The 26,592-nt window shown below is 57.9% G+C and carries 23 protein-coding genes; 9 read left to right on the forward strand and 14 right to left on the reverse strand.

The genetic code is table 11. From position 1 onward, the window contains the following. Nucleotides 1-34: 34 nt before the first annotated feature. The 9 genes from LAQ58_RS00230 to LAQ58_RS00270 all read right to left on the reverse strand — a co-directional run bounded on the left by LAQ58_RS00230 (nt 35) and on the right by LAQ58_RS00270 (nt 11,632). Nucleotides 35-1,054 (reverse strand): hypothetical protein, encoded by a 1,020-nt coding sequence (locus LAQ58_RS00230; RefSeq protein ID WP_224448618.1) that lies wholly within the window; start codon nt 1,052-1,054, stop codon nt 35-37. Next, nucleotides 1,054-1,941, reverse strand: coding sequence for a hypothetical protein (locus tag LAQ58_RS00235; protein ID WP_224448619.1), 888 nt, complete (start codon nt 1,939-1,941; stop codon nt 1,054-1,056). Before LAQ58_RS00235 ends, LAQ58_RS00230 begins: the two co-directional genes overlap by 1 nt. A 113-nt stretch (nt 1,942-2,054) precedes the next feature. Beyond that, the gene (locus LAQ58_RS00240; protein ID WP_224448620.1) at nt 2,055-2,846 is read right to left on the reverse strand and encodes a YihY/virulence factor BrkB family protein; all 792 of its coding nucleotides are present in this window, start codon (nt 2,844-2,846) and stop codon (nt 2,055-2,057) included. A 60-nt stretch (nt 2,847-2,906) separates the two neighbouring features. Beyond that, nucleotides 2,907-3,236 carry a HalOD1 output domain-containing protein gene (locus LAQ58_RS00245; protein ID WP_224448621.1) on the reverse strand — a complete coding sequence of 110 codons (330 nt, stop codon included), beginning with the start codon at nt 3,234-3,236 and terminating at the stop codon, nt 2,907-2,909. A 47-nt stretch (nt 3,237-3,283) separates the two neighbouring features. Next, entirely contained in the window at nt 3,284-4,426 is a 1,143-nt protein-coding gene (locus LAQ58_RS00250; RefSeq protein WP_224448622.1) for a bacterio-opsin activator domain-containing protein, read from the reverse strand. 320 nt (nt 4,427-4,746) lie between these two features. Then, the gene (locus LAQ58_RS00255) at nt 4,747-6,216 is read right to left on the reverse strand and encodes an ethanolamine ammonia-lyase reactivating factor EutA (protein ID WP_224448623.1); all 1,470 of its coding nucleotides are present in this window, start codon (nt 6,214-6,216) and stop codon (nt 4,747-4,749) included. Nucleotides 6,217-6,229: 13 nt separating this feature from the next. Beyond that, nucleotides 6,230-6,964, reverse strand: a complete 735-nt coding sequence (gene eutC, locus LAQ58_RS00260; protein ID WP_224448624.1) for an ethanolamine ammonia-lyase subunit EutC — start codon at nt 6,962-6,964, stop codon at nt 6,230-6,232. Next, nucleotides 6,961-8,334, reverse strand: coding sequence for an ethanolamine ammonia-lyase subunit EutB (locus tag LAQ58_RS00265; protein WP_224448625.1), 1,374 nt, complete (start codon nt 8,332-8,334; stop codon nt 6,961-6,963). The genes eutC and LAQ58_RS00265 overlap by 4 nt, the downstream gene beginning before the upstream one ends. Nucleotides 8,335-10,807: 2,473 nt before the next feature. Continuing rightward, entirely contained in the window at nt 10,808-11,632 is an 825-nt protein-coding gene (locus LAQ58_RS00270) for a class I SAM-dependent methyltransferase (RefSeq protein WP_224448626.1), read from the reverse strand. 287 nt (nt 11,633-11,919) lie between these two features. On the opposite strand from LAQ58_RS00270, the gene LAQ58_RS00275 reads away from it, so the two are divergent. Together LAQ58_RS00275 and LAQ58_RS00280 are read left to right on the forward strand one after the other, a co-directional pair. Next, nucleotides 11,920-12,474 carry a dihydrofolate reductase family protein gene (locus tag LAQ58_RS00275; protein ID WP_224448627.1) on the forward strand — a complete coding sequence of 185 codons (555 nt, stop codon included), beginning with the start codon at nt 11,920-11,922 and terminating at the stop codon, nt 12,472-12,474. A 285-nt stretch (nt 12,475-12,759) separates the two neighbouring features. Further along, the gene (locus tag LAQ58_RS00280; protein WP_224448628.1) at nt 12,760-13,065 is read left to right on the forward strand and encodes a hypothetical protein; all 306 of its coding nucleotides are present in this window, start codon (nt 12,760-12,762) and stop codon (nt 13,063-13,065) included. 257 nt (nt 13,066-13,322) lie between these two features. Here LAQ58_RS00280 and LAQ58_RS00285 read toward each other — a convergent pair whose 3' ends face one another. After that, nucleotides 13,323-13,694, reverse strand: a complete 372-nt coding sequence (locus tag LAQ58_RS00285; protein ID WP_224448629.1) for a DUF7344 domain-containing protein — start codon at nt 13,692-13,694, stop codon at nt 13,323-13,325. A 287-nt stretch (nt 13,695-13,981) separates the two neighbouring features. Here LAQ58_RS00285 and LAQ58_RS00290 point away from each other — a divergent pair, with 287 nt between their 5' ends. Beyond that, nucleotides 13,982-14,203, forward strand: a complete 222-nt coding sequence (locus LAQ58_RS00290; RefSeq protein WP_224448630.1) for a hypothetical protein — start codon at nt 13,982-13,984, stop codon at nt 14,201-14,203. A gap of 187 nt (nt 14,204-14,390) precedes the next feature. Here the strand turns inward: LAQ58_RS00290 and LAQ58_RS00295 are convergent, their stop codons facing one another. Beyond that, nucleotides 14,391-14,945, reverse strand: a complete 555-nt coding sequence (locus LAQ58_RS00295; RefSeq protein WP_224448631.1) for a DUF7537 family lipoprotein — start codon at nt 14,943-14,945, stop codon at nt 14,391-14,393. Nucleotides 14,946-15,522: 577 nt separating this feature from the next. Here LAQ58_RS00295 and LAQ58_RS00300 point away from each other — a divergent pair. Together LAQ58_RS00300 and LAQ58_RS00305 are read left to right on the forward strand one after the other, a co-directional pair. Then, nucleotides 15,523-15,774, forward strand: coding sequence for a hypothetical protein (locus LAQ58_RS00300; protein WP_224448632.1), 252 nt, complete (start codon nt 15,523-15,525; stop codon nt 15,772-15,774). A gap of 169 nt (nt 15,775-15,943) precedes the next feature. After that, the gene (locus LAQ58_RS00305; protein WP_224448633.1) at nt 15,944-16,615 is read left to right on the forward strand and encodes a DUF8127 domain-containing protein; all 672 of its coding nucleotides are present in this window, start codon (nt 15,944-15,946) and stop codon (nt 16,613-16,615) included. 187 nt (nt 16,616-16,802) lie between these two features. Here the strand turns inward: LAQ58_RS00305 and LAQ58_RS00310 are convergent, their stop codons facing one another. Both LAQ58_RS00310 and LAQ58_RS19225 read right to left on the reverse strand, forming a co-directional pair. Continuing rightward, nucleotides 16,803-17,801 (reverse strand): hypothetical protein, encoded by a 999-nt coding sequence (locus tag LAQ58_RS00310; RefSeq protein WP_224448634.1) that lies wholly within the window; start codon nt 17,799-17,801, stop codon nt 16,803-16,805. 228 nt (nt 17,802-18,029) lie between these two features. Beyond that, nucleotides 18,030-18,257 (reverse strand): DUF8066 domain-containing protein, encoded by a 228-nt coding sequence (locus tag LAQ58_RS19225; protein ID WP_484494502.1) that lies wholly within the window; start codon nt 18,255-18,257, stop codon nt 18,030-18,032. 453 nt (nt 18,258-18,710) lie between these two features. On the opposite strand from LAQ58_RS19225, the gene LAQ58_RS00315 reads away from it, so the two are divergent. Both LAQ58_RS00315 and LAQ58_RS00320 read left to right on the forward strand, forming a co-directional pair. Next, nucleotides 18,711-18,863: a hypothetical protein gene (locus LAQ58_RS00315; protein WP_224448635.1), complete on the forward strand. Its 153-nt coding sequence runs from the start codon at nt 18,711-18,713 to the stop codon at nt 18,861-18,863. A gap of 1,187 nt (nt 18,864-20,050) precedes the next feature. Beyond that, complete coding sequence (locus LAQ58_RS00320; RefSeq protein ID WP_224448636.1) at nt 20,051-20,689, forward strand: class I SAM-dependent methyltransferase; 639 nt, start codon at nt 20,051-20,053, stop codon at nt 20,687-20,689. A gap of 732 nt (nt 20,690-21,421) precedes the next feature. Here the strand turns inward: LAQ58_RS00320 and LAQ58_RS00325 are convergent. Continuing rightward, a complete protein-coding gene (locus LAQ58_RS00325) occupies nt 21,422-21,559 on the reverse strand; it encodes a hypothetical protein (protein ID WP_224448637.1) in 138 nt (45 codons plus the stop codon). A 52-nt stretch (nt 21,560-21,611) separates the two neighbouring features. On the opposite strand from LAQ58_RS00325, the gene LAQ58_RS00330 reads away from it, so the two are divergent. Beyond that, nucleotides 21,612-22,943: an RNA-guided endonuclease InsQ/TnpB family protein gene (locus LAQ58_RS00330; RefSeq protein ID WP_224448638.1), complete on the forward strand. Its 1,332-nt coding sequence runs from the start codon at nt 21,612-21,614 to the stop codon at nt 22,941-22,943. Nucleotides 22,944-23,035: 92 nt separating this feature from the next. Then, on the forward strand, nt 23,036-26,584 hold the full coding sequence (locus LAQ58_RS00335; protein WP_224448639.1) for a PAS domain S-box protein: 3,549 nt from the start codon (nt 23,036-23,038) through the stop codon (nt 26,582-26,584). Nucleotides 26,585-26,592 lie beyond the last annotated feature (8 nt).

Genomic DNA, 26,592 nt, shown 5'->3' on the forward strand with positions numbered 1-26,592 from the left:
TGAAGAGACCGAGTGGTCCCGTACGAGTGTCGGCTCACCACGGGAATAGCGGCGGGAGGCGAAGCGCCACTTCCGACGCGGTCAGTTCGTCACCGTCCTCGCCGTACGTCATCGCCGGAAACGGCCCGAACGAGGTGGCGTGGTCGACGTACTGCTCGTAGCCCGACTCGGTGTGCGGGGAGAACGGCGACCGGAGGTCCTGCTCCTCCAGCGCCCACTGGCCGAACCGCTCGTTGGCGTTCTCGTTTTCACGCCACTCGCCGCCCGAGAGACGACTTCCCTCCTCGAACTCGGTCTCGTCGCGCTTTCGCTCGTCGACGTAGAGGTAGTGCTTGGGGTACGGACTGGCATCCCAGACGCGGGCGAGGTTCGTCCCGTCGGCCATCACCGCGAGTTCGAGGAACGTGTACATCGTCGGCGGCTGGACGACGAACGCGGGCACCACCTCCACGTCCATCCCCGTCGTCTCCAAGAACTCGACCGGGCCGAGTTCGTAGAACTTCTCGCGCATTATCTCGATGTACGTGTCGCTCCCACCGAAGAGGACGGAGGCGCGTACACCTCCGACGCCATCGACCTCCTCGCGCACGGCGTCGCTCTCGAACCGCTTGTTCGAGACGTCGGCTCGAAGCTTGTCCTTGCCGCCGAACCAGTCGAGGTCGTCGCGCTCGATGATCTCCCTGACGACGTTCTCCTCGGTTTCTTCCCCCTCGACGCCGACGTACGACGGCTTCTCGTCCGCGTTCGTTTCGAGGCTGACACTCTGCTCCACGATGTTCCGACCGTCGGGCGTCGAAAAGGAGAGCGCGATGTGGTTCGCGAGTCGGTACCGCCTGAGCCCTTCGTCGTACTCCGGGAGGTGCTTTCGCATCTCGTAGACGTCCTGCAGGTCGTCGGGGAGATCGGTCACGCCGTCGGCGACGAACCACGCGTCGAGACACTTGCCGTTGTAATCGGGCATCGCGCTGTCGAGGTCGTCGCCGCCCTCGGTGCTGTTCTCGCTATTGCCGGGCAGCAGCGTGACGGTCGTCGCCGACGTCGATCGCTCGACCATCAGGACCACCCCCCTCCGAGTTTGATCTCGGTGTCTGCGATCGTGAGCCGGAACCTGTCTTCAGCGAGGATTTCGAACTCGTACGGTTCGGTCGCGCCGTCGGCGAAGACGAACGCGCCCGCCTCCCCATCGTCGAATTTATCGGTCACCTCGGTTCGAACGTACGCGCCGTGGTCGAACTGGAGCGCTCGCATCGTCGCCGCGAGTCGGGCGCTCCCCACGGGGTCGACCGAGGCGGTCGCGCGGATGGCGTCGAAGACGACGCCGCCGCGGTACGCGAACGCGTCGTCCGGTGAATCGAGGCCGGTGTCGTCCGGATACCAGATAATTTCGAGACGGGAGACCGCGTCGAGGAGGTCGGTCTTCACGTCGCTCGCGTCCCAGTAGATGCGGCCCGGAACGGCCTGCGGGACCGTCACCGGGTCGGACTCGGCGACGACTTCAAGTTCCGAGTCCGCGTCGAGTGCGTCCGTCGGACGGTAGATGCGAAATCGGAAGGCAACGGGCGCGTCAGTGTCGTCGACGCGACCCGGCGCGACATCGGCGACGAAGTACGGGTACGACGAAAGTTCGAGCCCGGAGACCGGACGCGAAATCGACGGGGTCGGGTCGCCGTCGACGGCGACGTTGAGCGCGTACTCGCCTTCGGTGACGGCGATCGGACGGTCGCCTCGGGCGACTCTCGAAAGCGCGAGGTCACCGTCAGTCCGCCATTCGTCGAGCGTCGACTCGAACGTGCCGAGCGAAAGGACATCGGTCAACTCGGTCAGGGTAGCGGCCGCCGGTGTCGACGTAATCGACCCGAGGGCGGTCGCGACGCCGGTTCCCGCAAACGCCGACAGCACAGTTCGGCGCGACATTCGGAGCAGCCTCTCGTCTTCAGGCATCGTACGAGCAGTGAATTTCGGGGTCCTATGAATCTTGTTAGGTGCTATTCAAACTCTCGAAGAGTGGTAAGTTCGCTAACTGATATTCTCGATGGAGAGGGCAGGATAGTCGACTAGTCGTACTGGGAGGGTACGTCGTTCGTCTCGCCGGCAAGCGTCGTGTTGACGATGACGCCGATCATGAGTATGGCCGCGGCGACATAGAGGCTCGTGAGAATGATGATGATACCGCTGAGGACGCCATAAATCGCGTACTGAGCCGCGTTCACCGCGTAGAGCTGGATGACCGACAGTAGTATCGACCAGCCGACGGCAGCAGTGAGAGCCCCGGGAACGGCTCCCGACCACGAAGTCACGACTCGCGACGGGACGTAGTACATCGGGAGAAACGCGCCCGTGAGCGCGACGAGCAGGACGATTGACCCGACAACTCCGACGAGAGAAGTAGCCGGCAGAAGTGCGAAGAGCGCGCTCGTGACGATAATCATGGTGATTGCGAGGCTGAAGGAGACGAGCGTCGTGACCGCATCACGAAGTTGCTCGGTGAGCGACCGCTCGTCCGCATTCTCGATGCGTTCGACTACAGCCAGAAACCCGACCGCGATGTTTGCCCCGCCCCAGGCGAGGACGACGATTGCGAACACGCCTGCTCCGGTCCGTCCCGAGACTTCGGTCATCGCTTCGTACACTAACCCCTGGGCTTCACCCGTGAGAAACTGCGGTGTCGTCGTATAAATCTCGACCGCGAGATTCTCACCGATGATTGCAAACACTAACACTAAGAGTGGAATGAACGAGACGAACGCGTAGTAGGCGACTGCGCCCGCCGGATATTTTATCTCCTCGTCATTTGCGACTCGTGCCACGGCGATAGCGACACCGAGTGCGTTCGCCATCCGTCCCATAGGGTGGTAGGTGTGTCTACGAACAAAGAGATTGTATTCGGCTGCGCTCGGGGAACCCGGTTACCGATCGAGTGCTGCGACGGTAACGTCACCGCGGCTCGAAACGTCCACTTGGCAACCGTCGTACAAGAAACACACCTCGACGGGTCGTTTCCGAGACGGCGCCACGAGGTCGGTTAGCGCTTCGGGGTCGATGACATCAAACAGCGGCGGCAGAGCGGTGATGTCGCGATCCGTGACGGTCGCCACGCTTTCGACGATCGCAAGGACGACCGAGTTGGGGTCCCCGTCAAATCTGGCGTGGACCGCTTCACACCCAGGATCGAGGCCTACATCGCCGCCGAAAGAGAGTCTCGTGGACGAATCAGATTGCTTCTTGGTCGCGCACATGTTTCGTTACTAAGCGACTCAGCGTGGTAAGGGGAGACGCTGACTAGTCAGCGTGCGTTTTCGCCGGACTTTTCGAACAAGTATTCGAAGACGGTCTGCTGGGCCTTGCGAATATGCTGGTTGAACGTCTGTCGCGTCACACCAAAATTGTCCGCCAGGTCGTCACCGGTAGTCGTCCGTGGCGTGTCGAAGTAGCCGCTGAAGTAGGCGGCGTCGAGGGCGGTCATCTGTCGGTCGGTGAGCGCGTCGGCGACGACATCGTACAGCAGATGCGGCGAGTAGACGAGCTCCTCGGATACCAGTTCGACGTCGGGGTGGAAGCGCCGAATACCGGCAGCGGCCTGCCGGGGATCTACGTCGCCCGGCAGCTCTCCGAGGAACCGGACCTCGTCAGCAGCGATGACGATGGCGCGGGCACGACCGCCGAGCGACGGGAAGATTTCGGAGACCGTCGCCGACTTCGAGCGGGCTTCGAGACGACTGTACCCGTTGGTCGTGCTGAGCAAGCGTACCTCGAAGTAGTGGGGTACCTCTTCGACGGCGTTGACGAACTCTCTCGCCGAGAGGTCGGCCGTCCCCATGTACTGGACGGTCTTCCCGTCCGGCACCGAGATGATTGAGTCGATCTCGATTCGCATCTCGCCGGAATCTCTGCGAAGCGAGGGCGGGACGGCAGACTGATTCGCGCGGAACTCAAGGCGTCGCACTTGCTCGCTTGTCAACCGCTCCTCGCGGCGTTTCAACCCCGTTATGTCTTCGAACGAGACGACGACGTATTCGACTTCGCCCGCTTCGTTCACGAGGGGGGACGAGTTACTCGACAGCCACCGCTCGGAGCCGTCCGGAAGCTCGATCCAGTGTTCGAATCCGAAATCGGGTTTCCCCGTCTCGAAGACGCGCGTGACCGGGTGTTCGTCGACGGAGACGGGCGTCCCATCGTCGTGAGACATCTTCCAGTCGGATTGCTCGTAGGTTCGGCTGGTGATCGCCTCGACCGTCATCCCGAGCGTCTGTGTCGCACGCTCGTTCGCGAAGACGAGAGCCCCTGTCGGTCCAACCACGACGATACTGATCGGACTCACGTCGAACACCCGTTCAGCGAAATCCGCGGGTAGCATTCGCTGCGGTTCGCTCGTCCGACAGTCGTCGGCCGATTCCTCGCGACGGTCGGTCGGCGGCGGTTCCGTCACCGCCGCACCGTCTCTTCAGTGACTCGGCGGTCCGTCCGCTCGCAACGGTGACTGCGAGCGGTGCGTTCCACGCACGGCGTGCGTACGCGATTGCCGCGGCGGTCGAAGGGCGTTCCGCCGAATCGGTGTGGGACCATATCTTCAGTACGTTGTCAGTGGATAAGTGTGTTCTAGCGGCGGTGTTCGTGGAGTATGTCCGGAAAAAGAGGATTTCGACGAGGCCGGTTTCGGAAATTCGCCAACGGATTCATCAACGGTGACTTCGCGTACAAGTTCGTCTTCCTCGCCGGTCCGCCGCTCGATATCGCCGTCCTCCGTCGTCAACCGCCGAACGCGAGCGACTTCACGACGACAGGGACCGTCTGGCCGGTCACGACCGGTTCGCCGATGTCGAGGTAGTCGCCGTCACGCGCGGCGACTTCGTCGACGACGACGAGCGGTGCGGCCGTGTTGCACGCGGCGGCCAACTGCTGGCCGAGCGCCTTCGCGCAGTTCTGTCTCGTGAGCACGATGCGGGGGTAGTCGCTCGCGAAACACCGCCCGTACGCCTCGTCGACCGCTCGCGCCACCAGCTTCATTCGGTCGTAGCTCAGCGGCGAAATCGACGGCAGCGACAGCACGAACGGCGTCTCGTCGTTTAGCTCGTACAGTTCGATTCCGCGTTCGATGCAGCGTTGTACGCGCCTCGCGACGGCGTCGCGGTCGTGGTCGGGCCCGACGGCGGGGCCCTCGACGACCGGGAGGTTCCGCAGCGGGAGCGCCGACTCGTCGATGTGGGTCGTCGTCCCGCTGAACGACGTCGTCTGCGTGCCGACGCCGACGACCGTCGCCCTGATGTCCTCGTCGGGTCGACGGACGCGCAGCGACCGTTCGTCGAGCCGCCTTCGAATCGCCGCCGCGAGGACGACGCCGAAGTCGTCGAAGGCGAACCGAGCGTCGTCGGTCGTTTCGTCGTCCGGACGCGGCTCGGGCGTCGAGATCAGGCGGCCGACGCCGCCGCTGAACACGACACTGTCGACGTCCACCGCGGCGTACTCGCTCGGCCCGATGGTGAGCGATTCAGTCTCCGGCGAGAGCGGCGACCCGTCTATCGTGTCGAATACGGCGTCTGCCATCGCCGTCGCGAGTCGGCGCAGGTCGTCGTCGGTCGGCCGTGCCCCGATGTCGATGTCGAGGTCGTGGTTCGCGACGAGTCGGGCCGCCGGCTCGGAGACGTGCGTCACGCGCCCCGACCGGTCGAAGCGGAGGAGTCTGCCGCCGACGGAGAGACACCGCGTCTCGACGACGTCGTCGCCCGAGAACAGACACATGTTGATGGTGCCGCCGCCGACGTCGACGTTAAGTACCGTCTCCCGGCTCTCTGCGGCCTGTGCCGCGGCTCCAGAGCCCTTCCCGGCCAACACCGCCTCCAGTTGGGGGCCCGCAGCCGCGACGACGAACTCGCCTGCGCTGTCCGCGATCTGTGTGACAAGCGCCTCGGCATTCTCCTTGTACGATGACTCTCCAGTGACGATGACCGCGCCGCTGTCGATCTCGGCGGCCGAGTAGCCCGCCGCTTCGAGTTCCGACTCGACGAGGTCGGAGACCGCGTCGGTGTCGAGCGTTCGCCGATCCAGAAGCGGCGTCTCGTGGATCTCTCCTCGATGGACGACGGTCGTCTCGGCGATATCGACGGCAACGGCGCCGACGCCGGACCGCTCGAGCGCCAGTTCGCTGACGACGACCTGGGTCGTCGTCGTCCCGATGTCGATGCCAACGCTGGTCAGCGTCGGTGGGGTGCTCTCGGACATGGACGGCTCCGTCTCACTCGAGGTCGATGCCACTGCCGCGCTGGTCGTGCATTCGCTCGACGAGGTCGATAATCTGTGCGCCCGCTTCGACTGCAGGCAATCCGTCGTCGTGGATGTTCGAGATGACCGACTTCTTCGCCGTCGGCTTTCCTGGCCGGGGTTCGTACACGAGGTAGGCGCTCAGACTATCTGCGGTGTTCAGCCCCGGTCGCTCGCCGATGAGGTTCACGACGCTCGTCGCACCGAGCCTCTCGCCTATCGCGTCCATCACGTCGACGCGGCCGAACTTCACGAACAGCGGCGTTCCCACCTCGAACCCGCGCTCTTCGAGTCCGTCGACGAGCATCGGCAGGAGGTCGGGGACGTTCGCTTCGACCGCCGTCGAACTCAGCCCGTCGCAGACGACGATCTGAACGTCCGGGTTGAGCGTACACTCGTCTCGAATCTGTGCTGCGGTCTCGTCTGTGATCTGTCGCCCCAGGTCGGGGCGGGCGAGGTACTCGTCTTGGTCCGTGACGCGGCTCTGAATCGGCAGCAGCCCCACCTCGTCGATCGTCTCCTCGGAGACCTTCGTCAAGACGGCGTCGCGGGCTCTGGCGTGGTCTGCGCGAAACGACAGCATCGACGACGTCCGAGGGCGGGTTCCGCTTCGTCCCACGGCGAGGCGGGACGGACTCGCGGCGGCGATTCTCTCCAGCGCATCTTCGTCGGCCGCCTCACCGTCGTGGGGCGGCTGGGAGTCGCTCATCGTGCTCCCTCCAGAAAGCGCGTCGGGTCGCCGGCGTCCGACGTCAGTCGACCGTCTTCCATGAGACCCATCGACTCCAGCCACGCCTCGAACTCCGGGGCTGGACTCATATCGAAGATGTCCCACAGCGCTGCCGCGTCGTGGTAGCTGTTCGACTGGTAGTTGAGCATCGTATCGTCGCCCATCGGGACGGTGATGAAGTAGTTCGACCCGGCGGCGGTGAGCAAGACGGCGAGGTTCTCGATGTCGTTCTGGTCGGCCTGGATGTGGTTCGTGTAACAGGCGTCGATGCCCATTGGGAGCCCGGTTAGTTTGCCCATGAAGACGTCTTCGAGCCCGGCTCTGATGACCTGCCGGCCGTCGTAGAGGTACTCGGGGCCGATGAAGCCGACGACCGTGTTTACCAAGAACGGGTCGTAGCGTTTGGCGAGCCCGTAACACCGTGCTTCCAACGTGACCTGGTCGACGTCCGCGTGCGCGTCGCTCGACAGCTCCGACCCCTGGCCGGTCTCGAAGTACATGACGTTCGGCCCCGAGGCGGTGCAGTGTTCGTCCCCAAATTCGTACGCCTCGTCGAGCAGGTCGACGTCAATGCCGAAACTCTCGTTGCCGGCTTCGGTCCCCGCAAGGCTCTGAAACAGCAAGTCGGCGCTCGCGCCCGCGCGGACAGCGTCCATCTGCGTGGTGAGATGCGAGAGCACGCAGTTCTGCGTCGGGATGTCCCAGGTCTCGATGAACTCCTTCGTCACGTCGAGCAGTCGCTTCGTCCGTTCCGTGGTGTCCTCGACCGGGTTGATGCCGATGACGGCGTCGCCGACGCCGTAGGACAGTCCCTCTCGGATCGAGTGGCGGATGTTCTCGACGTCGTCGCTCGGATCGTTCGGCTGGAGTCGAAACGAGAGCGTTCCCTCCGCGCCGACGGTGTTGTTACACCGAGCAGTGACCTCCATTTTGGACGCCGCCTGGACCAGGTCCATGTTCGACATGAGCTTCGCGACGGCGGCAATCATCTCGCTCGTCAGCCCCGGTCGAACCTCGGCGATCTCGGCCTCGCGCGTCCCTTCGTCGGCGAGGAACTCGCGGAACTCCGAGACAGTCCATTCCCGTATTCGCTCGTAGGCGGCCTCGTCGACGCCGTCCTGGATGACTCGCGTGACCTCGTCTTCGTCGTACGGCACCGCGGGCGACTGTCGGAGTGTCTCAAGCGTGAGCCCGCCGAGTGCGTCCTTCGCGGCTATGCGTTCGGCTTCCGAGTCGGCGGCGAGCCCCGCGAGTTCGTCGCCGGATTTCTCCTCGTTCGCTTTCGCCAGTACCTCTCGAACCGAGTCGAACGTGTGCGTCGACCCGGTGATGCGTGATGCGATGTTCATCTGTATCTCCTGTGGCGTGGTCAGCTTCCGTCACGGCGCTCGCGATATCGGTGCGTACCGACCGTCTCCGTTTCCGACTCTCTTCGGCAATCCGCGACTGCCGACGCGCCCACGTCACCGAACCGTCAGTTCGAGCGCGCCACACATGCTAACTCCTGACACAACCTAGTTCCTCAACATGGTGCGACTTGAGTGTTGTTCGAATCGACCTATTCGTTCGTCGAAGCCGTCATGCGGGTGGCTGTCGTCACGAGGAGTCCAGAATATATGACCCGCCTCGGGGTTCGTCTCGACCTATCGCGCGCCGACCTCCGCAATAGATGACCAAACGGACGGCGGGGAAACGTGTCGGCATCGGAATCGACCTCCATACGCCCGTATCGAGACGGATGCTACGGTCTCGAACGCTTGTATTACCAGTTGTTGCGTGCCGAAGACAGCGTCATGTGGGTGCCAGCGGATGACGCTGTCTCGCGACGAGAGCGATCTGTGCAGGTGGGTGGTGGGGGGAGAGGGTGTCGGGGGGAATCTCCGCAATCGGCTCACCACGCCGGTCGATGCTGAATCTTCCCTCAAGTCTGGCGGTTCGTCTCGTCACAGCGACCCCGCGTTTTCGCCAACACTCTCGTCACGTGTGAACGTGAAGACCTCTGCGACATTGCGGTGAAGCAGGGTCGCCAAGTTCTACTACTCGACACAACACAATAAAATTATTCCAAATTAAGAGTTACAATCTCTAGATATTGGAAGTGTTTTTGTCACGATCGAGATGCCAGCGCTCTCGATTCACGAGCCGGATTGCGGAGGTCCGATCTCGTCGAACAAGAAGTTGCTTTGCTGCGAAACGACGTCACTTTGGGATGAGTAATGCTTCCTTAGCGGTTTGACTCCCGAGAATCCAAAACGAAGGGGTTGACACACCACTGTGAGGTCTTTGTAGGGACTGACACACCACCACTCGGACCGTGTTGGAGCGAGTTCTAGGGTTCGACTCGCCATCATATGATACTGCATATTGGAGAATGAATATAATGCCTAATATTATTGGTGAGAGTGAGTATCTCGCATGGATACGGTACTCGTGGGGTCTCCTTCCGCGTTATCGTCGATTCGAGCGTCGGATTGAAGACATAAAGACACGTAATTCCGCTGGAAATCTCTTGACCAATCCACTAACACTGGGAACCTCCGTATTTTAGCGACTCGTAGCCACATACTGAGTGCTCAGTAACCGATACGCACGCTGTATTCAGCACAGCCTCGTCCAATTATGAAGCCTCCGGCGACGAGACTTCCCCTGTAGGAGGCCCTGTCCTTTAGGGTGGGCAAGGATGTCACTCTCCCTCAAGAATTGTTCTCAAAATTGGAGATCGCGTGTTTCTAGCTCTCTAGTCGTCACTTTTACGCCTCACTCGCCGTCTCCCACGGCTCATAATCATTCTCGTCCACCGCAAGAGGACAGACGGTAGTGACGAGAATCCTCACTAGGAGGTAGTGAGATGGAGAAGTGAAACGGGACTCAAATTGGTTCAAATGCCTGAGAGTGGTATATAGAGATGGTATAAGCAGTGTTTGCTAGGGGAACAAAGAGGAGGGGGCTCTGGGGAGTCAATCCAATAGTCATTCTCAAATCGTCATAATCGGTTGCCGTCTATCGGTTTTGTATCTTGGAGGGTGTGGTTTGTTCGAGAGTGTAGTATTAGGAATGCGAGAATTGGCGTGAGAGCCCCCCCAAAACGGAGATTTGCGTCGAACCGAATTCATCTCGTCTCGGTCATCGCTGGCTTCATAATCTCCTCTCGAACGGAGGATAGACGGTCTCCTGCGGGTTTGTAGGCCGATTATGAAACTGGGATGAGCCCGTCTCACTGTTCGAGGGGTAGTGTGGGCTGTTTTGACTGGGTTTTGTCGACTATGACTCTAGTCGGTCAAGTCCGTTAATTCGTTCACGCGTTTTGCCTGCACCAGACTTAACTCGTGTACTGACTCCAAGCATCAATACTCACCGTCGAAGTCGGACGAGTAACTCAATTTGAGCATCGATGCGGTCTACAGACCGTGGAATCCGGACATCGGATTTCATTTCGGCTGTGGGAGCTTTCGAGGCTCCAACCTGCACTCGGAGGGAACCAGCAACACGCTGGGGAACTCTCGGTTCCTCCCTCATCGGACTGTGGCTTCATTGGGCTGTGGTCTGACCAATGAGGCCTCATCGAATTCAGTGTTATCGCCGTGTGAACAACACCGTGTTGTCCACCATCGCTTGGTATTCGGGGACGTACTGCCACTCACGCGCTGGTCGGACCTCTGTCGGTTGTCCGCCACCTCTTATGATTCGGTGACGGCATTTCACCGAATCCATAGCAGACTCTGTTATCCAGACCACAACAACACGATACCGGTGTGACTCGACGGCTCTGTTGAAATCCTCAGAACGTGACAAGAATAACGTGGCTGAATACAGAGGGTGTATTCAGCGGGATGCTCTGAGGGAAAACACGAACGGGAGGTCGTGGTCAAGTTCGGGAAGAACATAGCGACCGTCCTCTCGCTCTTCCATCGCGTCTACGGCCTTAAACGTTGACCACGGATACTCGTGGAGAAATTCGAGACGGAACCCCGACCCACACAGTGCCGATACGATTTCTCCGAACGAATGAGACCACCCGTGAGTTGGTCCGTGTTCGAGTTCCCCTGGTTCGACTCCAGCATAGCTCCCCGTTTCAGTCGCGTCGTAACTAATGCGCTCGCGGAAATAAGGATAGCTGATCTTCAGATTCTCCGCCGTCGAATCTTCGCTGAGCGTATTCGTAAATGGGTGGTGGTCAACGAGATAGAACGTTCCCCCTTCACGAACGAATTGCACCATGATATCAGCCCACTCTTCGAGATCAGGGAGCCAGAACAGTACTCCGAACGACATGTACACGATATCGAATTCTTCGTCTTCGATAGGTGAGTCATCGGTAAGCTCATACACATCTGACTGCACGAAGCGTGCCTGATTTTCCAGCCCAGCCTCGTCAGCCAACTCGCGGGCTGCTTCGACGGCTTCGGTCGAGATATCCACTCCAGTTACCTCGGCTCCGCGACGCGCCCACGATAACGTATCGAGGCCGAAGTGACATTGCAAATGAAGCAGCGATCTGCCCTCAACAGTACCAAGTTCTTCAGGTTCTATCGGATCGAGCGTGGAGTCCCCATCGAGGAATCCCTCGACATCGTAGTAGTCCGTCTCTGGATGGAGCTCTGCAAGCTCCTCCCAGTGTTTGCGGTTGTCTTCGATGAATTCCCCCATAATGAGGTGTAACTGAAACACAGTATAGCTCTTCTGCGGACTATACGCCGTGTATTCAGCAGTCGGTGAGCGAACTCCTCAACCTCTGTCAATAACGGAGTGCGAGATACAGAGGATGCGTGCAGCAGGTGTTATCTACAGGTGAAATTGACCTGCTTACATAGCGGCGGTCCCACCCGGGGTCGTGGCTGCCTTCGAGAAGGTGCGCTACGCAGATCAATACCGTCTGATCAGTTTCCGGCCCTTTAGTCGTCCGTATTGAATAGGCGCGACAACCAAGAGATTCCATGGCCAACCTCATCTACTTCATCAACTCATCACTCGACGGCTACATCGCCGACGAGAACGGCAACTTCGACTGGACAGAGCCATCTGAGGACGCGCATACCTTCTTCAACGACTTCCAACGATCGGTCGGTACCTCCCTGTGCGGCCGTCGCATGTACGAGACTATGCGGGTGTGGGACACCTTTCTCCTCGACGACCTACCCGAGGTACAACGCGAGTTCGCCGAGGCGTGGGGGGATACCAACAAGGTCGTCTACTCAACCACCCTGGACTCCGTGCCGGAACCGCGGACCCGCCTGGAGCAGACGTTCGACCCCGAAGAGGTACAGACCATGAAAAACCAAGCCGACCGCGACCTGTCTATCGGTGGCGCCAGCCTCGCTGCCGAGGCAATCCGCGCAGGTCTGGTCGACAGGTGCGTACTGCGCTTGGTCCCGACGATCGTCGGTGAGGGAACCCGAGCCCTCCCCGACGCAACGCGGGTCGACCTCGCTCTCAACACGACGCGCCGTTTCGACGACGGTTCCGTGCTAGTCGACTACAGCATCCAATGACCGAACCGACCCCGAAACAGTCACCTGAATAGACAATCAGTCAGATTAACGGAACGAATCACCCTCACCTGTAAACTACGCGGGTCTACTACGGGCCAGTTCGCTACTATCGGCCGTGCAAGATACGCGCACTGTATGCAGCACGGCGATTGATACCTCCTCAACCACTGTCAGTAACGGAGTGCAAGATACAGAGGATGTATTCAGAGCGTCTCTCGTGTTCATGCAAAAACTCGCAGATAAACGCTAAAGAAAACTTATTAGTGCCGAAATGTTTGAACAAATATGGACGGAGATGGCGGGGGAATGGATGGTGGCGAAATGGGGAGTATGCATAGTATTGGAATGGAGGATGTAAATGGGGATATTGAAGCTAGAATGGAGAGGACAGACGGAGATCCTGGGATTTCAGCCCTCCAGTCGATGGGATACATAGATAATGGAGATGGAATAGGTCAGAGAGAGGGAGATTCTACGGATTCTGGGCATTCAGCTCTCCAGTCAATCTTAATAACAACAGTGGTAGTATTCTTCGTGGGTTCTCTCCTGTACTTCCTCATAACGGGTATATTGGGTATGCTTGGTGTGTAACTGTAGTGAGCCGTCCCACTATGATATCTGTCTGAAGAATGCGCTTTCAACAATACTCCTAATTTCAATAACTCCACCCCCCAACTCCACTTCCGACGGAATTTTGTGGGAAATACGCGCTCTCTATTCAGCACGTACTGTACGAATTGACAGTGTCCAGTCAGAAGCCGCGTGCTGAATAGAGAGGGTGTATTCCGCACTGTATCATCCAATTCATCACCCGCTAAAAGACTCGTCACCGAGATCAAGGATCTATCTCACGGGGATTTTCCGAGCCGAGAGACGACAAAATCGTTGGTCTGTGAGGGTTGTTCAAGAGCCTCGCTAACAGAGAGGATCACGTCAGCCTCTGCTGACAGTCCCGAGATACGGACTTGCTCGTTAGTGCGGTCGTATTCGACGTGTGTGGCATCCTCAAGTTTCGGAAGATGAGAGTGTTCTAGCGAGAGAATTATTTTTTGTAGCTCGTCGTCGGGGATAGTGTCACACGACCCGTTCTCTTCCCACTCATAGATTTTCTCTGCGAGTTCGTCGATTGATACCGGCTTTTCCGCACCCTTCAGATAGTACAATGCAAACCGTCGCCGTTCCGTGCTGAATAGCGAAAAGACCTCGTCTAGCAATTCCATACCACCCCCAAGTCAGTACCCGGGATAAGAATTGCTCTCACTTGGTTCATTGATCGTAGCGCGTGTAGACTCACTCGCTACGGCGAGTAACTGTGCCGTATATCCATCTTCCCTAGGTTAGGCAATCGTGGCAACTCAGGGTAAGGTGTGTTTCCTACCCTTGACTGTGCAAGATTCGCGCTCTGTATGCAGCACGCCCGTTGAAAGCTATCACTGACTAAGGGTTTCCAACGAAGCCAAATTCCCCGGTAAGGCTATGTCGGACGTCCAATAACAGAGCAAGAACGATGTCTATCGGCGAAGAGAGCAAGGAAGCCTCCCTCCCCTTGACCGCAGTTGCTGTGGTCCTGTCCTCAATTGTTGCAGCAGCATGGTTTTGGACCATGACTGAACCGCCGTCTGGAAACGAGCCTGAACTCATCATACTTGCAGTAGCAATACTCACGGTCATCTTGGTTCTCGTTCTCACGGTACAGCAATACATCAGCAAAAGAATAGGCAGGGAGTAAGTCACCCATCAGGCTCCTTCAATCAGTAGATACACGATATTCTGGATCTCACTTTCTGATTCGAATCATACGCGCCTTCTATTCAGCACGGTCACAACGAACTACCCAGTCCCTGTCAGAAAGAGCGTGCGAGATACAGAGGATGGATTGATCAACCGGGCGACCCTGTTGGTATCGAGCCGAGTAGTTACGACCCCGCCGTCGCGTTCGCCGCCCACTCCGGTTTCTCGACGTCGGTGCTCCCAACGTCGGACAGGGTGTACGAGTGCGTAATCCTCCGGGTGTGGTAGTCGACCCAGACGAATTCGTACTCATAGTGGCGGATGACGCCGTCTTCGTCGAGCAGGAGTGTCGCTGAGAACTCCTCGTACCACGAACTCGCGTTCTCGCCCCCCGCCCACGAGTCGGCCAGCGCGTCGACACCGGTGGCCTCGTAACGCATCACCGGAACGCCCTGGAACGTCTCGACGCCTTCGCGCTCGTAAGTGGCGTCAATCGCAGCAAACGCGTGCTGGCTTCCGCTGTCGTTGTTGAACCATCCACGCCAGAGATACCGCTCGCCCGACTCGTTGAACACCGGGGCGGGGGTAGGACTCACTCTCGACCCGTTCTCCGTCCGGGACAGGGCGTACTCCGTGCTCCCGTTCGAGTAGGTGGTGCCGTTCACCGAAAAGTAGCCGTTGGTATGTGCGAGGTACTGTGAGGCGCCGGGCTCGACGAGAAAATGGCCCGTGTCGTTCATGTACCTGAAGTCCTTCTCTGAAGGGTGGAAAACGCGTTCCTTCCGGACTTTCTCGGTTGAGAGCGTGAAACTCGTGTTCGCCAGCTCGGTTGCGTGTCTATCGAACACCGACTGGTCGATGGCCGACGCGTTCGGGAAATCGGCGGGGGACGCGCCGGGAGACGGCCTGTTCCCGCCTGTGCCTGGAAGTCCAGTACATCCCGCGAAGACCAGGAGGGCGACCATGGCGATCGCTGAGAGCGGAGACGCACGCATAGGCTACTGTCCAATCAGCTCACAGTTAACGCTGGTGGGTACGTCCACCTCTCGGACACAGGGTGATACCGCCCCTAACCCGGTGTTGTGACTTTCAGGAGAATCAGTCCCAAACCGATTGCAAGATACGCGCACTGTATTCAGCAGGCGGTGAGCGAACTCCTCAACGGCTGTCAGTAACGGAATGCGAGATACAGAGGATGTAGTCCGCAAACGGTCTTCGTTTGTTGCATTTGGTCAGCGATGAAATAGGCGATAGTGCAGTGAAGAACCTGTTGTTGAACACGACAAGATATTTGTGGATTAGACTGAACTACATTTTATGCCTGAAGACTCCGCTGTAGACTCGTTTCGGTACGCACTCAATCCCAAGTTGGTGAAGCTTTACGTAGTGACTGTACTGGGATGGCTCATTATTGAGTTCTCACGGGAAGGCTTCTTTATCATTCCAAATCCAGTACTGGAAACTCTCGTCTCCTTAGTAGCGGCTCTTTTCGGTCTTACGCTCCTTCTCGGAGGTTTTGTTGGCGTTGTTCATCGAGTGCTGTCTGACTCGATGCAGGCCGTGCGCTAACGGCACATTCGCGCTGTGTATTCAGCAGTCGATGAGCGAACTCCTCAAATACTGTCAGTAACGGAGTGCGAGATACAGAGGGTGTATTCAGAACGGAGGTAGGGTTGATTTCATCCATAGTACATCTGTCATCGAAAGAATTGTCGTCTTTGAGTTAGAATCTCGACACATGCCCTCTTTCGGTTCCCAAACCCGTCGCATTGCTACTGCTTTCCTCGGCTTCCTTTTCCTCCTCTCAGCCGTCTTCGCACCATTTGGCACTATCGCTTGGACTTACGAGTACAACGTAGACCAAGTCAATCCCGATGACCCCCAACTCGCAGGGATGCTGGGGTGGGCCGAAGGAACCTCCTCCTGTTATTATGAGTCTGATGAATGCGAACTCGCTTATGTTGTCAAAGACGACAGCCCCCGTATCGTCTCTGACACAACATACCGCGCCGCCCGTGGGTTTGGTCCCGAGAACCGACTCATTATATTCAGTGATTCAAACACAGCCTTCTATCAGCCGAATATTACCCACTACGAGAACGATACCACGAGAGTCAGCCTTAGACAGGTTTCGAACGCCACCGCACTCGAACTGGTGTCAACCCCCTTCAGGAACTCCCCAAGAGGTGTCCGCCGAGTTGTCGAAAAGGGAACCGTCCGCACAAACCGCCCACTGACCGGCTTTGCCTACTGGGACGAAACTAAGGCGATTATCGCTCACGACGGTGCATACTACCGACAGGGGGGCGTCAAATACCGAGGCACGCAGAAGGGCGTTGCCGAGTTCTTCCGACTTGTTGCTCTTGTTGTTGGAGCAGTCCTTTGCTTTCACACTGGCCGCATGGAGTGACGCAATAGTCTCTCAGAATCAGGAGAGCATCTCGTGCTGCATTCGCGCTGTGTATTCAGCAGTCGATGAGCGAACTCCTCAACTTCTGTCAATAACGGAGTGCGAGATACAGAGCTTCTCTGCAGCAAGAAGCGTCACTAGGCTATAAAACCGAGAACATGAGTATTGTAATCTCGTCCCAGAACCGTTAGTCCGAGACCAGCCTCGAACGGGTGATGTGGTGAAGTGTCTCCAGTCCGTCGTGAAACGCCATCCAGACTGCGACGGCGATGCCGAAGAGTAAAATCGAGTCCTCCAGGGGTGCCAGTACCGGACCCGAGGTAGCCCAAAGGTCAATGGGGCGAAACGGCGGGATGAGCGCAGGCAGAAGTCTCACCGTCGACTGCACGCCGAAGACGACGGCAATCGCTTTTAGGAAGTCTCGCAACCGGAGTCGGGGACCGGTGAGGAATATGACTCCCAGGAGGAACGAGGCCGTGAACAGCCATTCAACCGGGAGTTCTGTCAGCGGAACCCCGACTCTCAAACCTGAGCCCTGCAAGAACACTCTGGTAGAGGATCCGCCTGTCTCCGGGCGTGTGACTGATTGGAGGAACGTCCCAACCCCGTGGACCAGCACCAATCCGCCTGCACCGACAATCGCGGCAAGTCCTGTCGCGATGAGCCCGCGCTGTAGCGAAAGGGTAGGCCCAATATCTTCATGGGCAACTATGGCGAAAAGCGGGTGCTGGTCCACGTTTCCGACAGCCGAGACCAGTCGTTCGTACCCACCGTGGTAGGCGAACCACACCGCCGTTGCGACCGCAAGAAATGTCAGAACCCGACCGAGTGGAACAGCGAATATAGTAAGTGGAAGCTCCCCCGGGAGGTCGGACAGCAACGTTCGGCCGACGATGAACAGGAGGTCAACCACATATACGAGGACGGCACCGCCGACGACTGCACGCCGAGACGAGCCAGCGACGACCAGTAGGACAGCCAGCAGAAATGGTGCGTACGCCGCGGTCGCCAAGGACCATCCGGTCATTACGCCAAGGATGATTTTACCAGCTCCAGCGGTTGATCTGTCCAGCAGAAGCAGGCGACTCCAGCCGAACGTGACGACGAGGACGGCGATCAGTCCGCTCGCCAGAAGGGCGGCACCGAGTAGTCTCTGACTGTCAAGTTCGCATTCAGGGACTGACATGCGAATACAAATCTAACAGCACCCAGATAAACATTCTGCGGGCGCTTTCAGACAAAGCTGACGGATAGACGTGCTACATTCGCGCTGTGCATTCAGCATACCCGCAGAAACCTACTCAGCCCCTGTCAGAAGTTGCGTGCTGAATAGAGAGGGTGCATCTCTCACGGAGACCTCGTTTATTTCGGCCCACCAACGTTGAACTAACCGCTCAGTAGGTGTGCTTATCTCTCAATTCTCCTCTCGTTGACGAGATATTCGTTGAAGAGCGTCAGCAATTCCTTCTACTGCTGCGACGAACCGCCATAAGAGAAAGAGTGACCCAAACAGGAGACCAATCCAGACTCCGAATAGAATTTGCTGTGCAATAACTACCGAGTATCCGAGTATGAGTACGTAAAGGAGACCAATTCCGACAATCCATGTACGAGGAATTGATGGCGGTGACCAACTTGACATAGTCCATGTTTAAAGCAATTGGTTAAAAACATGTCTACTCTGCTGGGTTCTCTACCTTCTCTGTACTGAACGGTAGGTTGGTCATCTGTACTGAACGATTCAGTTCGGTCACTTTTCGAGCGCGGAACCGCTGACCGACTCGCGCACTGTATTCAGCAGGCGGTGAGCGAACTCCTCAACCTCTGTCAATAACGGGGTGCAAGATACAGAGGGCGTATGCAGCACGCGATTGCTGTTTGTTTAATTTTGACTATAAAACCACATTTCCGTGGCGATCATCCGTTCTAGTTTAGTGGCGGTTTGAGACGACTTCGGTCTCAACGATATCTAATCAGGTGACAGCGCGGGTCCAGATCGTTAAACTAGAACGGATGGTGACGAGGGGAGGAAGCAGCGTGGCATGGTGCGTGTTCACATCCCAATAATTATTTGACGCCCAACTGTAAGGTGAATATGGGACTGTCAATAGGGCCTATCGTCATGCTCGTACTCGTCGGCATCATAATGCTGCTGCTGCTATTGCTCGTTGCCAAAGGTGAAGTTGAAAGAGACCCAGAAATGCAAGCCGATGACTACAATTATAGCGACGGGGACCACCGCTATTAGAACACCCTCACAAACTCATCCCCGCCCTGTCGGTAGCCACTAGGTTACTGACAGGCTGTCAGTAGCGCCACGTCGCCAGCAGGGACGCAATCCCTACGAGGAGCTCAAACGAGTTGTCCGCAACAACGGGATGGTCGCACGAGCTCAGGCTGCGCCGGTTGCTGAGTCTTCGGGGTAATCACGTACGTTTCTTTTATACTGGATGCTCTATCAACGACCGACTTGCGCCGTGTATTCAGCAGACTCACTACGAATTACCAGAGGTCGGTCAGAAACACCGTGCGAGATACAGAGGATGCATCTATCACTCCCTCATAGGGTCGGCCACTCAGTTTGCGTGAATACTCATTGAGGGCGTCAGGGAGAGTGCTGTGTTTGTAGTCTACCCACTCAGAAAACGGCGTGTGGAGCCTAATTTCTCTCCACTTGTCATCTGTTTCTACACTCACCCGCATCACCCGTTTAATGAATTCTCAAAGCGACTGGTCAGCTATTTATTCACTCTGACGGTGACGTTGTTGGACGTCAATTCGACCGTCGCTTTCGTAGATTACAATGAGCGGTTCGTCTGGCGATTCAAGACTGAAAAATGTGCTCGCCTTAGTTCCGGTGCCACCTATGGTGAGATTGAGCTTAGAGACTGACTCTCTCTCGTTGAACGAGAGTGCTTCGTCGAACACATGGGAACTCTCCGACTTCAAAGTCGTCTCTCCAGTGAAATCACGTCCCCCTTGGCTAACATCGACACGGAAGGAGTGTTTCACCAAATCGTTGTTTACCACCACCAAATCGACCTTTTGATTGCCATGGTCATTCCCAGCTGAAAGCCACCAGCTTAGGCCAAGTAGTGACGCAATCCCCCCTCCGGATAAACCGAGGAGCGTTCGCCGACTAAAGCGGGGACTCATGATTCAGAATTGTAAGTGTTGGAATAAATCAGTGTCGGTAGGGCGGGTTTTCTCAAGAGTATCAGAGATGTAGTGGTATGTAGAAATCCAAACGCGCGAAGTCTGGTCGTTCTTTGCAGCCAGAAACGCTGTTGTGCTGAATACATCCTCATTACGTAGCACCGAGATTGGGAACGTCGCATGACCGACTCGCGACGTGTATTCAGCAGTCGTTGAGCGAACTACTCAGTTGCTGTCAGTAATGGATTGCAAGATACAGAGGATGTGTACAGCAGATTCATGATAGGTGACTGGATAGAGTGGAAGGCCATGGGCGATCGGTCCGAAACAGAAGACCAAGCGGATTGGTGGAATGAGATGTATGGAAGTGAGACAGTTCCACCGTGGGACATCGGTCACCCCCAACCAGCACTCGTGGATGCCATCGAAAGCTATGAGTTGTCCGGCCCAATCCTCGACGTTGGATGTGGCACCGGGATACACGCACTCTGGGCTACAGAACGAGGATACACAGCTCTCGGCATCGATTTCTCCGAGGTAGGTATTGAAGTGGCACAAAAGAGAGCCAGAGAGCGAGGTCTGGACGCCGACTTTCGAGTTGCGGATGCGCTGAATCTCCCAAGCAATCTCGGACCGTTCAAGACGGTGTTGGATAGTGGGCTCTTCCACGCCTTCGAGACAGACGAACGGGAAACCTACGCTCGTGAACTCGCCGCAGTCGTCTCGTCGGGTGGACACCTCTTTCTCGTCGGCTTCGCCGAAGGCGCTACCGAGAACGCAGGGCCGAATCCACTCACTCCAGAAGATATTCACTCTGCGTTTGGAAACCAGTGGACGGTCCACGAGACTCAGGAGAGTGTGTTTGAAACACGAGTACGTTCCGAGCAGGGGCTCCTCGCCGTCGTCGAACGGGTTTGAGTATCGCATCAGTGTCAAGTAATTTGAACATCACTATCTCATCAGTCGTGACCGACTCGCGCCCTGTATTTAGCAGTCAGTGAGCGAGCTCCTCGACAGCTGTCAGTAACGAAGTGCAAGAGACAGAGGATGTATTCAGCAACTTACGCCCAAAAGCATGCCAAATGTCGAACTGCTCGGGTTTCCCGCGGATGTCCTGGACGTAAACCGTTGAAAGCCGGTCATCAACAATCCTCTGGAGCCAATCGTTGAGAGATTCCTCAGTCCAGTAGGTTTTGATAGACTCCTAAGAAGTCGTCGTATGCCCGACTCGCCCTCCATTTCTCGACGTCAGGCGCTCACGGCCGTCGGCGTAACCGCGACTGGAATCAGTGGCTACGTCGCGGGTGTCCGCTCAGCCGATAGCATGCCCGACTGGCTCGCTGGCCGCGACTGTACCCCGTCCTCGCTCGCCACAAGCCCGACGGACTGGTCGTTTCCCCGGTACAATCGAGCGAACACAGGTCACGCTCCTGTACGCGCTGGCCCGGACTGGCCAGTAGACCGGACGTGGGAGCGGGAGTGGCCGGTCGGTGACGTTTACGATCTGAGTCCACTCATCGTCGCTGACGGCGTCGTAGTCGTCCTCATGGAAGCCGCTCCACAAAGCGTCCTACCGGAATCAAGGAGAGAGTCCCGCCCTTTAGGGCGGGCGTGAATCCGACACTACATTTCACAAACCACGTTCGACGCTTATTCCGGGGCATCCTCCCTGACTTTCTTCTCGCCTTCGAGGAGCAAACCCTTCCACGTTAATCCACGGTGTTTCTTCAACGCTTTCAACCGCTCATACTGTTCCTCGTCATCGAACTCGATTCGGACTTCTACCATACAATAACACACAAACCCCACGCTTATGTGTGTTCGGATACACCAATAGTTGATGAAGCGAGCCAACACGTTTGAGGTGGTTCCCCAGTCCGACGAGGACGAGGAGTTGCTTCGACGCCTGTTGGACGCTTCTGCCGCTCTCTGGAACGAAATCAACTACGAGCGCCGCGAAAACTACGCCGACCCAGACGGAGATGTATGGGCCATTAGCGAGTATCGCGGTCGCTACGGCGGTGTTCTCGGTGCGTCTACGGTTCAGCAAATCGAACGCAAGAACCGCGAAGCGTGGCGGTCGTTCTTCAGCCTCAAGAAGAAGGGCGAAGCCTACGGCAAACCCGGGTACTGGGGCAACGCCGAGGACGGCCGAGAACTCCGCACGTACATCCGCAATACGTCGTACTCCGTCGAGTGGGGCGAATACTCTCGTCTTGAAATCCTCGTCGGCAATGACCTCAAAGACGAGTACGGTCTTGGATACCGCGAACGTCTCCGGGTCGAAGTCCGGGGCGACCCCAACTGGGACGAGTACGACAAGCAGGGCCGGTTAGAGTTGTTCTTGGACGAGCAAGCACAATCGTTCAGGGCCTTTCAGCCAGTTACTATCGACGATTCTCGGCTGGCATCACCACTGGCTTCGGAAGAAGCCGCTCTGGATATTGGTGCTAACAACCTCGTCGCCTGTACGACCACGACCGGCACGCAACTGCTGTACGAAGGGCGCGACCTGTTCGAGCGATTCCGCGAGTCGACGCGGGAAATCGCCCGCCTCCAATCTCTGTTGGAGGACGGTCGATACAGTAGCCACCGTATCCGACGCCTGTACGACCGACGTACCAAGCGCCGTGACCACGCTCAAGACGCACTCGCCCGCGACCTTATCAAACGTCTATACGACGAAGGCGTTTCGACAGTGTATGTCGGGGCGTTGACGGACGTACTCTCAACGCACTGGTCGGTGGAGGCGAACGCGAAGACGCACAATTTCTGGGCGTTCCGAGCGTTCGTGAATCGACTGGCGTGTACCGCCGAAGAATACGGTATGTCGGTCGAGGTTCGGTCGGAGGCATGGACGAGTCAGGAGTGTCCCAACTGTGGTTCGACGGAGGATACGACGCGCCACAGAGACACGCTGACGTGTCCGTGTGGATTCGAGGGGCATGCAGACCTCACAGCGTCAGAGACGTTCTTGAGACGTCATCAGAACTCTTCGAGTTCTGATTGGCGAACGAGACACGGAGTATCTCGTCAACGGCAGACGACGGTAACACGGTCGATGGCACGGCCTGTATGCCTCAAGTGGGACGACCATGATTGGTCAGAGTCATCACGCTCAGTTCCCAACGAGGAGCATACGAACCCGCAAGTTGCCTCCGTGGGTCGGTAAGCGATACCCCCAGCGCGAGGAAACCTCGCCGTTTACGGCGAGGAGGATGTCATGCGTGACCCTGACGATTGATTACAGGTCGTTCGCGTTAAGTGACTTGGCGGGGCCTTTGCATTTGTAGTTACAGCACAGCCATTTTCGACTGGCTGTACAAGATATGCGCGATCTATTCAGCATGGTTGCTAAAACCCACTCAGACGAACAGTTCATCGAATCCATATAAATGGCGCTTTATTGACGAGAAGTGTAGAACCGCACAGTGTACGTTGAACTTATCAGACCCGGAGTCCACTCGCATTCGTATGAGCGATCAGACGGGGACAGATAAGGGGGGCTTCTGGGGGGGCGATGGCGGTGGGCAGGCGCTCCAACGGTGTCAGAACCTCGTTAAAACGGTCAGCGACGGCATCTATCAGCTCAATGCCGACGGTCGATTCGTTGCTGTCGACGATGGTGTCATCGGGATGACGGGGTACACACGCGACTTTCTTCTCGGTGAACACGTCTCGGTCTTGTTGGATAAATCGGACGTCGCCCGCATCCAAGACGTGATTTGCGACCGTCTTGAGACCGATGCCGGCGACACCCCCTACGAGATCGTTATCGAAACAGCCGACGGAGCTCGGATTCCGTGCGAACTACATATCAACCGTCTCGTCGATGGAGACGAGTTCGAGGGTACCGTTGGCGTCGTCCGGGACATCACCGAGCACAAGGAATCTCAGCGGAAACTCAAAGAGTCTGAGCGACGCTACCGGACACTAGTGGAGAATTTTCCAAACGGCGCTGTCACACTCGTCGACGAGGACCTCCAGTACCGGACCGTCGGCGGCAGCCCCCTCGACGTGGCGGGCCTTACGGTCGAGGAGGTGGAAGGGCAGTCGGTGAGCGAGATCCTGCCGCCGGAGTTGGCCGACGAACTCGTCCCGTGTTACGAAGCCGCGTTCGAGGGGGACTCCAGCACGTTCCAAGCTGAATCCAACGACCGAGTCTACCAGTTCCAGGTCGTGCCAGTCTACGATGACGACGGCGATGTCTTCGCGGCGCTCGGGATGTCCCAAGACAGAACCGAACGCGAGGAGGCCCAGCGCAGACTTGCGGAGAGCGAGCAGCGGTACCGGACGCTCATCGAAAACTTCCCGAACGGCGCGGTGGGGCTGTTCAACGAAGATTTGGAGTACACTGCCGTCGGCGGGCGGCTTCTGGATACGCTCGGCATGGAGCCCGAAGACCGCATCGGCCACCGGATCCAGGAACTCCATCCGGAGGGCTTTCTCGACCAGATCGAACCGCACTTCCGGACTGCACTCGAGGGCGAGTCGAGCGCCTTCATGGTCGAGTACCGCGATCAGTATTTATCAGCCTATACCCTCCCGGTGAGGAACACCAATGGCGACATCTATGCGGGTATGGTCGTCGTGCAGGATATCACCGACCGTAAGGAAATGGAGCAGGACCTCCAGAGAAGTGAGGCCCGGTTTCGTATGATCACGGAGAATCTCGACGAAATCGTCTGGATGGCCACCCCGGACGCCCAAGAGTTCATCTACCTGAACCCCGCCTTCGAGAAGGTATGGGGGCTGGATCGCAAGCAACTTTACGACGAGCCGCTGTCGTTTCTCGACGCAATCCACGAGGCAGATCGCGAGCACATTCGAAAGCAGTTCACCGCGCTGTCTGAAACGGACTTCGATGAGCAGTTCCGCATCGTCCGCCCCAACGGCGAGATTCGATGGGTGCATGCCCGGGGAACCAGAGTGACGGATGGCGGGATTACCCGCATCGTCGGTACCGGCCAAGACGTCACCGAGCGCAAGGAGCAAGAGCGTGCTCTCGAACGAGCGCTGGACCTGCTTGAGCGGACCGAGCGGGTCGCGGACGTCGGTGGCTGGGAAATCAACACGAAGTCGATGGACGTGTTCTGGACCGATCACACGTTCGACCTGCTGGAGGTGACCGCCGACGAGGAACCTCCGTTGGAGGAGGCCCTTGACATGTATCACGACGAGGACCAACCAAACGTCGAGGCTGCCGTAGAGACCGCGCTGGACTCGGGCGAACCCTTCGACGTGGAGGTCCGGATCCGGACGGGCAGCGACGACGTACGGTGGCTCAGGCTTCAGGGGGTCCCCGAAACCGACGATGGCGACGTCGTGTCGCTCCGAGGAGCTGCCCAGGATATCACCAAGCGTAAACAGCGTGAGCAGCAACTCGAAGAAAGCGAGACACGGTTCCGGATGCTCGCGGAGAACCTCAAGGAAATGGTCTGGATCTCCGATCCCGAGACCCGGGATATCCTCTATATCAACCCCGCCTACGAAGAGATCTGGGCGCGTGACCGGGAGTCGCTGTACGACGATCCCACCACGTTCCTTGAGACAGTTCACTCGGACGACCGCGAGCGTGTAGAGCAGTCGTACGCTGCCGTGCCGGACGAACGATTCGACGAGGAATACCGCATCGTTCAACCCGACGGTGCGGTTCGGTGGCTCTCTGTTCGGGCTGACCCAGTCCGAAGTGAGGGGAGAGAGCGGGTCATTGGCATCGCCGAGGACGTGACCGAGCGCAAGGAACGCGAACGAGCACTTGAGGAGTCTGAACGGCGCTACCGGACGCTCGTTGAGAACTTCCCCAACGGTGCGGTCGGTCTCTACAACCAGAACCTGAAGTACACTGCTGTCGGTGGCCAGCTTCTGGACACGACCGGTGTCAAACCAGAGGACCGCATCGGTAGCACCGTCTACGATTTATATCCCGACGAACTCGTCGAGGAGATCGAACCCTATTTCCACGCCGCGCTCGACGGTGAGACCAATTCCTTCGAGACCGAGTTCTACGACAGGCATCTCTACGCCCACACACTCCCAGTAAGGAACGCCGACGACGAGGTGTTCGCAGGGATGCTCGTCGTCCAGGATGTCACCGAGCGCCGAGAGTACCAGCGGCAACTCGAAGCGTCGAACGAGCGCTTAGAGCAGTTCGCGTACGCAGCGTCTCATGACCTGCAAGAACCGCTGCGGATGGTCTCGAGCTACATCCAGCTCATCGACCAGCGGTACGGCGACGCCTTCGACGAAGACGGCCGGGAGTTCATCGAATTCGCCGTCGACGGGGCCGACAGAATGCGCGAGATGATCGAGGCGCTGTTACAGTACTCGCGGGTCGATACCCGGGGAGACCCCTTCGAGCCGGTCGACCTTGAGGAGGTGTTCGCGGACGTCAGCCACGACTTGCAGGTGAAAATCCAAGAGACTGACGCCGATATCACAGCCGAGGACCTCCCCCAAGTCTACGGCGATGCCAGCCAGCTCAATCAAGTCTTCCAGAATCTGCTGGACAACTCGATCGAGTACAGTGGCGACGAACCACCGCGAGTGCACATCTCTGCCGAGCGGGATGGCAACCAGTGGATTATTTCGGTCAGCGACGAGGGAATCGGAATCGACCCTGTCGACGCCGATAAGGTGTTCGAGGTGTTCCAGAGCCTCCACGGCCACGAAGATTCCGGAACCGGGATCGGGTTGGCGTTAGTCGAGCGCATCGTCGAGCGCCACGACGGAGATATCTGGGTGGACTCTACGCTCGGCGAAGGCGCCACCTTCTCGTTTACCTTGCCAGCAGTGAGTAAAACCGATGAGTGACCGCGAGG

Origin of the sequence: Haloprofundus salilacus, from assembly GCF_020150815.1 — an archaeon.
GTDB classification, from domain to species: Archaea; Halobacteriota; Halobacteria; order Halobacteriales; family Haloferacaceae; genus Haloprofundus; species Haloprofundus salilacus.